Annotated in this window: 10 protein-coding genes; 5 read left to right on the forward strand and 5 right to left on the reverse strand. The window is 64.7% G+C overall.

Annotated elements, in window-relative coordinates; all coding sequences use genetic code 11:
• Window positions 1-94 precede the first annotated feature (94 nt).
• Entirely contained in the window at window positions 95-2,578 is a 2,484-nt protein-coding gene (locus tag P6U25_RS14415) for a putative bifunctional diguanylate cyclase/phosphodiesterase (protein WP_407151822.1), read from the forward strand.
• Between the two features lie 118 nt (window positions 2,579-2,696).
• Here P6U25_RS14415 and P6U25_RS14420 read toward each other — a convergent pair whose 3' ends face one another.
• Together P6U25_RS14420 and thrS are read right to left on the reverse strand one after the other, a co-directional pair.
• The gene (locus P6U25_RS14420) at window positions 2,697-3,260 is read right to left on the reverse strand and encodes a nitroreductase (protein WP_407151823.1); all 564 of its coding nucleotides are present in this window, start codon (window positions 3,258-3,260) and stop codon (window positions 2,697-2,699) included.
• A gap of 84 nt (window positions 3,261-3,344) precedes the next feature.
• Window positions 3,345-5,390: a threonine--tRNA ligase gene (gene thrS, locus P6U25_RS14425; RefSeq protein WP_407151824.1), complete on the reverse strand. Its 2,046-nt coding sequence runs from the start codon at window positions 5,388-5,390 to the stop codon at window positions 3,345-3,347.
• A gap of 255 nt (window positions 5,391-5,645) precedes the next feature.
• Between thrS and P6U25_RS14430 the strand changes: the two genes are divergently transcribed.
• Window positions 5,646-6,905, forward strand: coding sequence for a hypothetical protein (locus tag P6U25_RS14430; RefSeq protein WP_407151825.1), 1,260 nt, complete (start codon window positions 5,646-5,648; stop codon window positions 6,903-6,905).
• A 106-nt stretch (window positions 6,906-7,011) separates the two neighbouring features.
• Complete coding sequence (locus tag P6U25_RS14435) at window positions 7,012-8,148, forward strand: MFS transporter (protein WP_407152522.1); 1,137 nt, start codon at window positions 7,012-7,014, stop codon at window positions 8,146-8,148.
• Between the two features lie 89 nt (window positions 8,149-8,237).
• Here the strand turns inward: P6U25_RS14435 and P6U25_RS14440 are convergent, their stop codons facing one another.
• Window positions 8,238-9,536, reverse strand: coding sequence for an alpha/beta hydrolase (locus P6U25_RS14440; RefSeq protein WP_407151826.1), 1,299 nt, complete (start codon window positions 9,534-9,536; stop codon window positions 8,238-8,240).
• A 315-nt stretch (window positions 9,537-9,851) separates the two neighbouring features.
• Between P6U25_RS14440 and P6U25_RS14445 the strand changes: the two genes are divergently transcribed.
• Entirely contained in the window at window positions 9,852-11,222 is a 1,371-nt protein-coding gene (locus P6U25_RS14445) for an APC family permease (RefSeq protein WP_407151827.1), read from the forward strand.
• Window positions 11,223-11,224: 2 nt separating this feature from the next.
• Window positions 11,225-12,433, forward strand: a complete 1,209-nt coding sequence (locus tag P6U25_RS14450; protein WP_407152523.1) for a hypothetical protein — start codon at window positions 11,225-11,227, stop codon at window positions 12,431-12,433.
• 88 nt (window positions 12,434-12,521) lie between these two features.
• Here the strand turns inward: P6U25_RS14450 and P6U25_RS14455 are convergent, their stop codons facing one another.
• Window positions 12,522-12,689, reverse strand: coding sequence for a hypothetical protein (locus tag P6U25_RS14455; protein ID WP_407151828.1), 168 nt, complete (start codon window positions 12,687-12,689; stop codon window positions 12,522-12,524).
• A 103-nt stretch (window positions 12,690-12,792) separates the two neighbouring features.
• Complete coding sequence (yidD, locus tag P6U25_RS14460) at window positions 12,793-13,086, reverse strand: membrane protein insertion efficiency factor YidD (RefSeq protein WP_407151829.1); 294 nt, start codon at window positions 13,084-13,086, stop codon at window positions 12,793-12,795.
• Window positions 13,087-13,135 lie beyond the last annotated feature (49 nt).

The raw sequence follows: 13,135 nt of genomic DNA on the forward strand, positions 1-13,135 counted from the left end.
CGGGCGGCACGCCGCATTCCCGTTCTTTACATGGCATTAAGTGCGGATCACTTGGATGCCGCGGGGACAAGCGTTTGCGTGAGCGGGGCGTGCCATGGTCGTGGCCAACAAGAAATCAGCAAAGACATCGGCCAAATTCAACACCGAGATGTTCGCCGACGTCCCGGTTCTACAGCGCAAGTGGCAGGCGGCGGTCCGTCCGGGCGAGAAGCTGCCGCACTATGAAGACGTAATGCTCGGCAGTCTCGGCCGGCTCGCCGATCACATCGTGCTGCTGCGTAGCGACGATGGCGTGCTCCGTGTCTCTCACCCCGGCCGTTATATCCAGGCGTGGTTGAACGACGACCGCTGGGACATCCCATTAAGTGCGCTGCCACCGGACTGCGCGACGGCGTTGGCCGAAGCCGCGGCCAACGCCCGCCAGAACGACCGTCCCTATCTGGCATCGGCGCATTGCGTGCGCGACGGTCTGGTGCGGACCTACGATGTGCTGGCGCTGCCGACGCGGTCACGCTGGGGCGGCATGCTGGTCGGCGTCTACGTCAATGAGCGCAGCGCTCAGTACAATCTGCTGGACACGATCTTCTCGGCCACCGACGAAGGCGTGCTGTCGCTCGCCGCGATCCGCAACGCGGCCGGCAAACCAGCCGACTTCCAGGTGGTGCATCTCAACCAGGGAGCCGCAAGGCTCTTGATGCAGCCGGCGACCGATCTACTGTGGCGGCGGCTTTCCGCCGGCGGCAATCCGCTTGCCGCGCCGGAGGTGATCTGCCGGCTCCGGGAGTTCGTCGCAAGCGGCCGCGGCGGGCAGTTCGAGATCGAGAGCGGCGACCGCTGCGTTCGGCTCGGTGTCACGGCGTTCGGCGACATGCTGTCGCTGACGGTCTCCGATGTCACCGCGCTGAAGCGGCGCGAGGTTTCGTTCCGCCTGTTGTTCGAGAACAACCCGATGCCGATGTGGGTGTTCGACGCCGACACGATGCAGTTCCTGAGCGTCAACGACGCGGCCGTTCAGCATTACGGATACAGCCGCGAGACATTCCTCCGCATGACGCTGCGCGAGATCTGGCCGGAGGACGAGTGGGCCGTCCACAGCGAAGCGTTACGCGAGATCGGCGACGTCTATCAATCCAGCCGCGACTGGCGGCACATCAAGGCCGATGGCCGCGAGATCCATGTGCTGACCTTTGGGCGCAAGGTGACGTTCGATGGCCGCGATGGCTATTTGGTCGCGATCGTCGACATCACGGAACGGCGCGCCGCCGAGGCGCGGATCGCTCACATGGCGCACCATGACGGGCTCACCAACCTGCCGAACCGCGACTTCTACCAGGAGCGCCTGCGCGATGCGCTGGAGCGCGGCCGCTCCGGCAACAAGCGCGTCGCGGTGATGTGCGTCGACCTCGACCTGTTCAAGAACGTCAACGACTCCTTCGGCCATCCGATGGGCGATCGGCTGCTCAGGCTGGTGGCGGAGCGGCTGAGATCCGAGGTGCACGGCGACAACATGGCGGCGCGGCTCGGCGGCGACGAATTCGCGATCGTGCTCGCGGCCGACGTTTCGCCGAACGATGCGAGCGCCTTTGCCGAAGGGTTGATCGAGAACCTCAGTGCGCCCTACGACATCGACGGGCTCGAAGTCGTGGTCGGCGCCAGCATCGGCATCGCGCTGTCGCCGGGCGACGGCACGACGTCGGAAGAATTGATGCGCAACGCAGACATGGCGCTGTACCGCGCCAAGTCTGAGGGCGGCGGCGTGCACCACTTCTTCGAACCCGAGATGGACCTGCAGGCACAGAAGCGCCGCGACATGGAGCGCGATTTGCGCGCTGCCTTCACCAATGGCGAGTTCGAGCTGCACTACCAGCCGCTGGTCGATATCGCGGCCGATCGGATCAGCGGATTCGAGTCTCTGCTGCGGTGGCGGCACCCGCAAAAGGGGATGGTCTCGCCCGCGGAATTCATTCCAGTCGCGGAAGATATCGGCCTGATCGTCGCGCTTGGCGAGTGGGTGCTGCGCGAGGCCTGCTCGGAAGCGACGAAATGGCCCGCCGATGTCAAGGTTGCCGTCAACCTGTCGCCGGTGCAGTTCCGCAGCCGCAATCTCGTCCAGGCGGTGATCTCGGCGCTGGCGCATTCCGGGCTGTCGGCGCGTCGCCTCGAGCTCGAGATCACCGAGTCGGTGTTCCTGGCGGAAACCGAAGCCAACCTCGCGATCCTCCACCAATTGCGCGAGCTCGGCGTCAGCATCTCGATGGACGATTTCGGGACCGGCTATTCCAGCCTGAGCTATCTGCGCAGCTTCCCGTTCGACAAGATCAAGATCGACCGCTCCTTCGTCAAGGACCTGGCGCGGCGCTCCGATTGCCTCGCGATCGTGCGCGCGATCTCAGGGCTCGGCCGCAGTCTCAAGATCACGACGACGGCGGAGGGTGTGGAGACCATCGATCAGCTCGACTGGCTACGTGCGGAAGGCTGCAACGAGGTGCAGGGCTTCCTGTTCAGCGCCGCGAGGCCGGCGAGCGAGATCGCGGCGTTGCTGATCGGCTTTGCCGAGCGTGCGTCGAGGGCGGCGTAGCGGCTTTTTCGGTCGTCATGTCCGGGCTTGACCCGGGCATGTGTCTTTCCGTGGAAAGAGTCCCATTGTCCTGATGGATTGCCGGGTCGAGCCCGGCAATGACGGAGGTGGACGGGTCTCAGAACCGCGTGACGATGTCCGACAGCGCCGGGCGCGGGCGGTCCTCGCTTGGCTTGGTCGGCTTGCCGATATGGATCAGGCCGGCGAGCTTTTCGTCGGGCTTCAGGCCAAGACCATCGAGCACGTCGCGGTCGAAGACGAACCAGCCGGTCAGCCAGCACGCGCCGTAGCCGAGCGCGGTGGCCGCGGTGACGATGTTCATCGCGCTTGCGCCGGCCGACAGCTCCTGCTCCCACGGCGGCACCTTCGGGTGCGGCTTGGTGAAGCTGACGATCCCGATCACCAGCGGGGCATCGGTCAGGCGCTTCTTCTCGATCTCGATATCGGAAGCCGGCGCGCCCGGATTCTTCTTGGCAAACACCTTGGCGATTACGTCGCCGGCGCGTGACCGGGCATCGCCCTCGAACACGATGAAACGCCAGGGCGCGAGCTTGCCGTGGTCGGGAACGCGCGCGCCAATGGTCAGGATGGTCTCGAGCTCGGCCGGCGAAGGGCCGGGCCCGGTCATCTCGCGAGGCTTGATCGAGCGGCGGGTTTTCAGCAGTTCAATGGCGTCGGGCACGGACATGTCCTTCAGGTTAGGTCGTGCCCCCGAGATGGGGGCACGACCAGGCCGATGAAAGTCAATTTAGACCGACTGTGAGGATCAGGCCGCCGATTGCGCCCGCCTGACGTCCGGCGGGGTCGCTTCGTCCACCAGGGCGGCGATCGCCTCGCTGGTCGGCATCACGGTCTGGCGCTCGCTGCCGAGGCGGCGGATCGAGACCGAATGCGTCTCGGCCTCCTTCTTGCCGACGACGAGCAGGGCCGGGATCTTGGCCAGCGAATGCTCGCGGACCTTGTAGTTGATCTTCTCGTTGCGCAGGTCAATCTCGACGCGCAGGCCGGCGCGGCGCGCCGCAGCCGCCACCACCTTGGCGTATTCGTCGCCCTCGGAGGTGATGGTCGTGACCACGACTTGCGTCGGCGCGAGCCAGAGCGGGAAATGGCCGGCGTAGTGCTCGATCAGGATGCCGATGAAGCGCTCCATCGAGCCGCAGATCGCGCGGTGCACCATGACCGGCACCTTCTTCGATCCGTCGTGATCGATGTAGAACGCGCCGAACCGCTCCGGCAGGTTGAAGTCGACCTGGGTCGTGCCGCACTGCCAGTCGCGGCCGATCGCGTCGCGCAGTACGTATTCGAACTTCGGCCCGTAGAATGCGCCTTCGCCCGGATTGATCTCGGTCCTGATGCGGTTGCTGCCCTTGGCCTTGATCTCCGACAGCACGGTCGCCATCACGCGCTCGGCGTGATCCCACATCTCGTCGGTGCCGACCCGCTTCTCGGGCCGCGTCGAGAGCTTGACCGTGAGCTCGCCGTCGAAGCCGAAGTCGCCATAGGTCGACAGGATCAGGTCGTTGATCTTCAGGCATTCGTCAGCGAGCTGCTGTTCGGTGCAGAACACGTGAGCATCGTCCTGGGTGAAGCCGCGCACGCGCATCAGGCCATGCATGGCGCCCGACGGCTCGTAACGATGCACGACGCCGAACTCGGCCAGCCGCAACGGCAGGTCGCGGTAGCTCTTCAGGCCGTGCTTGAAGATCTGCACGTGCCCCGGGCAGTTCATCGGCTTCAGCGCGAACCAGCGCTTGTCCTCGGCCTCGTCGCCGGCCGACTGTGCCGCGAACATGTTCTCGCGATACCAATCCCAGTGGCCAGAGGTCTCCCACAACACCTTGTCGAGGATCTGCGGCGCATTGACCTCGTTGTAGTCCCCGGTCAGCCGGCGCCGCATATAGGCGATGAGCTGCTGGAAGATGGTCCAGCCCTTGGGGTGCCAGAACACGACGCCCGGGCCTTCCTCCTGGAAGTGGAACAGGTCGAGCTCGCGGCCGAGCTTGCGATGGTCGCGCTTCTCGGCCTCCTCGATCTGCTTGAGATAGGCGTCGAGATCCTCCTGCTTGGCAAACGCGGTGCCGTAGATGCGCGTCAGCATCGGATTGTTGGAATCGCCGCGCCAGTAGGCGCCCGCAACCTTCATCAGCTTGAAGGCGTTGCCGACCTTGCCGGTCGAGGTCATGTGCGGGCCGCGGCAGAGATCGAACCAGTCGCCCTGGAAATAAATCTTGATCGGCTCGTCGCCCGGAATGGCGTCGACCAGCTCGACCTTGAAGGCCTCGCCCTTGTCGCGGAAGACCTGTTTGGTCTTCTCGCGATCCCAGACTTCCTTCGTGAACGGTTGGTCGCGCGCGATGATCTCGCGCATCCGCTTCTCGATCGCGGCAAAATCCTCCGGCGTGAACGGCTCGTTGCGGAAGAAGTCGTAGTAGAAGCCGTTCTCGATCACCGGGCCGATCGTGACCTGCGTGCCCGGCCACAGCGACTGCACGGCTTCGGCCAGCACATGCGCGGCATCGTGCCGGATCAGCTCCAGCGCGCGCGGATCGTCGCGGCTGATCAGTTCGATCTTCGCATCCGCTTCGATCGGATCGTTGAGGTCGGCAAGCGTGCCGTCGAGCGCCATCGCGACGGTGCGCTTGGCGAGCGAGGGCGAGATGCCCTTGGCGATATCGAGGCCGGTGGTGCCTTTGGCGAATTCGCGCCTCGCTCCATCGGGGAAGGTGAGGGCGATCTTGTGCACGGGCTCTGCTGGCTTGAGATTGGAGAGGCTGTACTGGAATCCGGATTCGGATTTGGGCGTGTCGGCCATTGAAGTCTCCTGTGGCTCACTCCTGCGAACGAGCGCAGGTAAGCGGAAAGCAGCGGTATAGCAGGGGATTTGGCGTCTGCAATCGGGCAATATCAAGAAAATCCGCATCTTGGCCTTGTCGCAGGGATGACGCCGTCCCGCTGCACGCGACGCAGGCAAGATCTTCCCAGTGTCGCACGCGGGCCGCACGTTGCGACGGCGCCGCTCCTCGTTTAACGTCGAGCGTCAATTCTCGGCCGGGATCCGGCACGTTTCATGCTCATCCGAATTCTGTTCCTGTTGGCCTCGCTGTCGATTGCCGGTGCATTGCGGGCGCAAGACACGCCGGCTCAGAAGGCCGGCTATCCGCCGAAGCTCACGATTTACCTCGCCAAAGGACCGGCGAACGCATGCGGTGCCGGCTGCGACCGCTGGATTGCCATCGAAGGCGAGATCGATCGAGATGCAGCCGGGCGCGTCCGCCGCTTCCTCGCCGGCGTCAAGGACATGCAACGCCCGATCTACCTGCATTCACCCGGGGGGAACGTGGAACAATCCTACGCCATCGCGCGGTTGTTGCGTGCCCGCAGGGCGACCGCCCGGATCGGCCGGACGATCGTGCCGGCGTGCGCCGGCACGCAGGTCGATGCCGGGTGCCTGAAGGTCAAGGCCGCGCGCGGTGAGGTCGAAGCTGAACTCTCCACGCACAATGCGATGTGCAATTCGGCCTGCGCATACGTGTTCCTCGGTGCGACGACCCGCGAGGTCGCGCCCGACGCGGCGATCGCGGTGCATAACTCCCGGCTCACCTTTGTGATCCACGGGCATCCGCCTCCGCAGGCGGTTGCTGAGTACAGGCAGCGGCAGATGGTCACCGCCGATCGGGATCGTGCAGCGTTCGTCGCGGCGATGGGGATCAGGCGTGAGCTCAACGATCTGATCAGGACAGTGAAGTTCGAGAGCGTGCACGTGCTGACTCGCCTCGAGCTCTATCGCTTCGGGATCGACACGCGGCCGCTGACCGAGACTCGATGGACGGTGGAGAAGGACGTGCGGCCCTATGTCCGCAAGCTCGCACTGGAGAAGAAGGGCGACGGCGCCGCGTTCCGGCTGATGGAGTGGCGGCTGTTTTGCGAGAACAAGGATCGCGCGCGGCTGATGTTCGTGCGGGAAGCCGATGAGACCACCGCCGGCAAGAGGACCGTCGTCATCACGGCGGGCACCGACAAGTCCGTGACGTTCGGGAGATCTCCGGCGCGGATCGGGAAATTCGAAGTCTGGAGCGACGCAATCGCGCCCGACGCACTGAAGGCCATGCTCGCGGCAGCGCACCTGCAAGTCGGTGAGATGTCGGCGCCCGATGGCAAGGCGGATCTCACGACGTTCGATATCGACACGACCGGCTTGGAGCCCGCATGGGCGCAGCTTCTGACGTCCTGTCCGGCGGTGACGACCAGCCCAAAGCCGGCGGGCTCGCCGCCGTCGGCCGCGTCGCCGAGCCTCAACGCAGCGCCTCCAGCACCGCCGTCGCCATGAGCGCAACGGCTCCAATCGATGACGGGCCATGCATTTAGATGCAATTGCATTGAAGTCGACTTCTGCTTAGTAAAGTGGTGTGAAACGCTTCGCCCCCACCGCATTGATGCTCGGAAACCTGGTCACCGGCTGTTCGGTGCTGGCGCCGGCGGGCATGCTCACCGAATTGTCCAACGGCCTCGGCGTCACGATCCGCACCGCCGGCTTGCTGATCACTTTCGGCGCGATCGTGCTGTGTGTGGGCTCGCCGGTCACCGCGTGGCTCACCAGCCGGATCGAACGGCGCGTGCTGCTGACGACGACGCTGCTGGTCCTCGCGCTGACCAACGCGGCGTCCGCGATTGCGCCGGATTACGACAGTTTGTTGATCATCCGTCTCGTGATGCTCGCGGTTGGCGTGCTCTATACACCACAAGCGGCTGGCACCGCGGCCCTGATTGTGCCGGCGGAGAAGCGCGGCAGCACGATCGCCTATGTTTTCCTCGGCTGGTCGCTCGCGGCTGCGATCGGGCTGCCGCTGATCACCTTCATCGCAAGCCGCTACGGTTTCCGCGCCACCTATGCTGCGATCGCGCTGACGGGATTCGCCAGTTTCATGTTCCTGTGGTGGCGCTTGCCGGGCGGATTGCGCGGCGCGCCGGTCGACTTGAGGACGTGGGTGGATCTCGGCCGCAACCCGATGATCATCCTGCTGCTGTCGATCACGACGTTGCAGATGTCCGGCCAGTTCGTGGTCTTCACCTTCATGGGTCCGTTGCTCGCCAAGCTCACCGGCGCAAGCCCCGATGCGATCGGGATCGTGTTCGCGCTCTACGGGATCTTCGGGTTCGTCGGCATTGTGATTGCAACGCGTATCGTGGATTCTTGGGGTGCCTGGAAGACCTCGCTGCTGTTTACCGGGCTGCTGCTCGCCGGCGTCGCCGGCTGGGCGGTGAGCGCGGGCGCCTATGTGCTGATGGCGGGCTCGGTCGCGCTATGGGGGCTCGGCTTTGCGTCGACCAACTCGATGCAGCAGGTGCGCCTGGTCGGTGCCGCGCCGGCGTTCGCATCGGCGTCCGTCTCGCTCAACACCTCTGTGCTCTATATCGGCCAGGCCATCGGTTCCGCGGTCGGCGGGCTGCTGTTTGCCCGTGAGTGGCTCTATAGCGCTGGCTATGTCGCGACCGTCTTCGTGGCGCTGGCACTTGCTGTGGTGATCGCCACGCGGCCGCGCCGGGTAAGTCGGGCTGCCGCAGCCGAGTGAGCCAGGCGTTGGAGCCGTTCCAATCAGAACCGGCGCTGCGCACGTCTTGGCGCGGTCCTGTCACGCGACCAAGGCGTGTGACGCCGATGTCAACGGCTCGCTGACGCCGGAGCACTCGCCATGCGCGTGAATGCTGGCGCTGCGGCCATCTTGGACAGCACTTGCTTGATCGGGAATTCGGTCCAGGCCTGGGTCACATAGCTTCGGTGGGTGATGCCCTCGCGGGTCTGCACGAACACCACGCTGCCCGGACGCAGCGGCCCTTCCATGCTCTCGCTGACCGCAATGCCCTTGTTGCGCAGCATCGACATCAGCTCGCGGTCATGCGGCTTGGTGTAGTGGGTGTAAGAGGAGATGAAGAAGCCGGTGCGGTTTTTCTCGATCCAGGAGGCAAACTTGTCGAGCTCGCCGTAGACGGCATCGAGCAGCAGCACGCCGCGGACACGACTGGTCGCGCCGCCGATCTCGAGGCTCCAGGCGGTCGGCAGGAAGCCGCCGCTGTAGCCAATGATCACGACCGGCATGTTGGCAAACACCGGCTCGGATTTGGGGTCGCCATAGAGGCGGGCGAGGTGATGCGCGGACTCGTCGAGGAATCGCTTGAAGCCGCCCGGTTGCCAGAACTTGCCGGCGCTGGAGTCGGCGGCGTCCACGGCCATTTGGGGCGCAAGCAGCACCGCGTTGGCCCCGGAGTCGGTGATCTGCTGCGGCACGAGCTGGCGGTCGCGCACGTCGCGTTCCAGCGTCGCGCCGTTGCCGTGGAAGAACACCACAATCACGCCAGGCTTGTTGACGTCGAAGGTCTCCGGCACGTGCACCAGCACGCGGTTGTCGTTGTAGGTCTCGTTCTGCCAGTAGACGCGGCCGCTGAGGCTGCGGTGGCCGCGGCGGTCGCCACCGCCGACATTGAGGAAGGGCGCGTCGGTGCGCGGGTTGTTGCCGAAATAGGGGAAGGCCGAGGATTTCATGCTGACCAGCGTGGTCAGCTCCTCGCGCTCGGCCGGACGCGGCAGCGTCAAGGTCGGCGAGATCGAGGCGACGCGCACAGGCGATGCGGCCGGCTTCTGCGGCGCCTCTGCCGGCGCGGGCGCAGCGGCAGCGGTCCGCTGATAGGGAACGAAGCTCTCCTTCTCGGTCGGGAAGCGATCCTTGAACTGCGGTGCCGGGAAGCGATCCTCGAACGTGTCGCCAGTTGCCTGGGTGTTGGCCGCCAGCATGTCGGCGTTCGGCGCCTGGCCGCAATGCGCAAGAGGCAGTGCCAGCGGGACGAGAAACAAGATCGCCGCGATCCGGGCACCGCGGGGCGATCGCACATGACGCGTCGCGTTGGGTAGCATCACCCGGCACGCATGATCACGTCTGTCGAATTTCGGTTGCGCCCCGACCATCCTACCCGTTGCCCCGAGCCCACCGGCAAACGACGTATTTGAGCTTGTCGGTGTTTAGGTCCCGTTAAGCTTCCGGAGCATTTCCCCACATCCGGAAGCCATGATGAGACCATTCAATCGTGTCTTGATTGTGGGAGGGCTCGCTGCATACGGGTTCCGGTCGTTGCCCGGAGGATAGCAAGCTCGGTTTGAGGGTGCTGAAGTACCTCTTCTGTATTTCGGCTTAAGCCATTGTTAACGCTGCTTGAATTGCAGGGCGCGAACCTGCAGCATGGCGGGCACTGAGGCGTGCGGCGGCTTGAAGGTAAGGTCGAGATGGCGGCATCACCCACGGAAAGCGCGGCACTGCGCGGCCCACTTCCCGGCACTGGTTCGACCGTTTCGGTCCTGACGGCGACCGCGATCGTGGTGGCCGACATGGTCGGCGTCGGCGTGTTCACCAGCCTCGGCTTTCAGGTCAAGGATATCCCGTCCGGCTTCTCGATCCTGCTGTTATGGGCCGTCGGCGGCATCGTCGCGCTTTGCGGCGTGTTCTCCTATGGCGAACTCGGCGCCATGTTCCCGCGCTCGAGCGGCGAGTACAATTTCCTCGGCCGCGCCTATCATCCGGCATTCGGATTTCTCGCCGGCTGGGTGTCGGCGACCGTCGGCTTTGCCGCGCCGGTTGCGCTGGCTGCGATGGCGTTCGGGGAGTATGGCCGCGCGATCCTGCCCGACGCGCCGCCGCTCGCGCTCGCCATCGGCGTAGTGTGGCTGGTGTCGATCGTGCAACTCACCGGGGTGAAGCATTCCTCGACGTTCCAGCTCGTTGCGACCGTCCTCAAGGTGGTGCTGATCGTGGCCTTCCTGGTGACCGGCTTCGTGGTCGCAACACCGCAACCCGTGTCATTTGCGCCGTCCTCGGCCGATTCAGCCTACGTCCTCAGCGCGCCCTTCGCCATCAGCCTGGTGTTCGTGATGTACTCGTTCTCGGGCTGGAACGCCGCGACCTACATCATCGGCGAGATGCGGTTCCCGGAGCGCAATCTGCCGCGCGCGATGTTGTCGGGTACGCTGATTGTGCTGGTGCTTTATGTCGCGCTCAATGCGGTGTTCCTGCACACTGCGCCGATCGACAAGCTCGCTGGCCAGCTCGACGTCGCCCGCATCTCAGGCAACTACATCTTCGGTGAGATCGGGGGCCGCATTGTCGGCGCGATGATTTGCGTCGGGTTGATCTCCTCGATCAGCGCGATGATGTGGATCGGGCCGCGCGTGATGATGACGATGGGCGAGGACATTCCGGCGCTGCGGATGTTCGCGCATCGCTCGGGCAGGGGGGCTCCGGCCTATGCCATCCTGTTCCAGCTTGCGGTGGCGACCCTGATGCTGCTGACACGCAGCTTCGAGGCGGTGCTCGACTTCATCCAGTTTGCGCTGCTGTTTTGCTCCTTCTTCGCGGTTGCCGGCGTGATCAAGCTGCGCATCACGCACCCCGAGCTGCCGCGTCCCTATCGGGCCTGGGGATACCCGGTCACGCCGCTGGTTTTCCTGCTCGTGACCGCCTTCATGATGTACTATCTGTTGACACAGCGCCCGCTGCAATCGGCATTGGGCACCTTGATCATGATTTCGGGCCTTGTGATCTACGCAATCTTCCGCAAGCGGGCGGTTTGTCCCGCGACCGAACACCCAGGCCAACAATGAAAATGCTGCTCCCCGTGAGGCTGTTGACGCTGGCTGCGGCCTTGCTGCTCGTTGCGCCGGCGGTGCGTGCCGCCGAGGCGACGGCGGACGACACCGCGCGTTTCCTCGCCGGCATGCCGCCGTCGGCCGACTCGCCCTTGATGCCGCTGACCAGGGATCCTGCGTGGCGGCGCCACGCCAAGTTCTTTGATGGAGCGTTCGCCCAGCTCGAGCAGCGGCAATTGTCGAAGATCCGCGCCTGGTCGGACGCCAATCTCGCCGCGCCCAAGCCGACCATGTTCTATATGTTCTCGGGCCCGGACTTCCTCTACGCCGACGCGTTCTATTCCAAAGCCACGACCTATGTGCTGAGCGCGCTGGAGCCGCCCGGCGCGGTGCCCGACCTGACCCGGCTGCCGCCGGGCGGTCTCGGTGCGGCGCTCTACAATGTCGAGCGTTCGCTCGGATCGGTCCTGAGCTTCTCCTTCTTCATCACCAAGCAGATGAAGACCGACCTGAGCGCCGGTGAGCTCAGCGGCACCTTGCCGATCCTCTATGTGTTCCTGGCGCGCTCGGGCAAGACGATCCGCGACGTCAAGCCGGTCACCGTCGACGAGAACGGGACACTGAGCGTGGGTGCCGACGGAGCGGCACGCAACGTTGTGCGTGGCATTCGCATCATGTTTGCGGGCTCGGACGGCGTCGAGAAGACGCTGTATTATTTCTCGACCGATCTCTCCAATTCCGGCGTGAAGGCGAGCGGCTTCCTGAAATTCTGCGCGACGTTCGCGCCCGGCAACAGCCTGATCAAGAGCGCATCCTACCTGATGTACGCCGGCAACTTCTCCACGGTGCGCCACTTCATCCTCGCCAACAGCGCGACCATCATCCAGGACGATTCCGGAATTCCGCTCGGCTATTACAATTCGAAGCGCTGGCGCTTCTTTCCGTTTGGCCGCTATCTCGGTCCGATCGAGAAGTTTCCCGGTCGCTTCCAGGAATCCTATGCCGAGCTGTTCGCCCGGGCGCAGCCGATCGATTTCGGCATCGGCTATCGTTGGCGTCCGCACGAGTCCAATCTGCTGCTGTCCGTGAAACTACCTGACGACGGCGTGGGCACCGCGGAGGCGACCCCGCCGGTCGAAGAGTTGCCGCCGCCAAAGCCGCGGCCGCGCCGGCCGCGGCCGGCGCCGCTGCCGCCACCGCAGGACTTCTTCTGGTTCTGGCGCTAAACCGCAATCCGACCAAGATGAATCAGCTTCTCATCATCGCGTCTTAACGCGTTGATGAGGCGTGGTCTTCGTGCAGGCAGTTGGCGCTTCACCACCGCACGCTCTGGCTCGGCACGATGAACGCCGTTGTATTCGGCGTGCTGGACTTGTGGGTAAAGTAGCCGTAGGCGGCGCCGATCAGGACCAGCAAAGCAAGGACGGCCAGCAGATCGACCTGCCGAGGATCGTGACCGTTGTGGCTGATTTTCCAGCGCATTGTTGGTTCCCTCCCAAGAGGGCCAAAGAGACAATGCGGCAACTCCGCCACAGTTCCATTGGGCTCAGCGCGTCGCGCAATCGGGCGCGCTGCAACAATTGGGTCAATTGTCGTTGACGCCGCGCCAGCGTCCGTAGCGCCAGGGCAAGTACCAGCGCGCGGCGGGTGGAGCCGCGAGCGGCACGTTGTCGATGCCCGACGTACCCCAGGGATGGCAGCGCAGCAGCCGCGCCAGCGTCATCCAGCCGCCAGCCCACAGCCCGAAACGCGAGATCGCCTCGTCGCCATAGACCGAGCAAGTCGGCAGATGACGGCAGTTATAGCCGACCAGCGGCGACAGCGTGTGCCGGTAGATCCAGATCAGCGCGCGGCCGAGGTTGCGCGGCAGGCGGCGCATGTTAGTGGCACACTCTATGCAGCGGGCAGAGTGTGACGTTGAATGGTCT

The organism is Bradyrhizobium sp. ORS 86, from assembly GCF_045571475.1.
GTDB lineage: Bacteria > Pseudomonadota > Alphaproteobacteria > Rhizobiales > Xanthobacteraceae > Bradyrhizobium.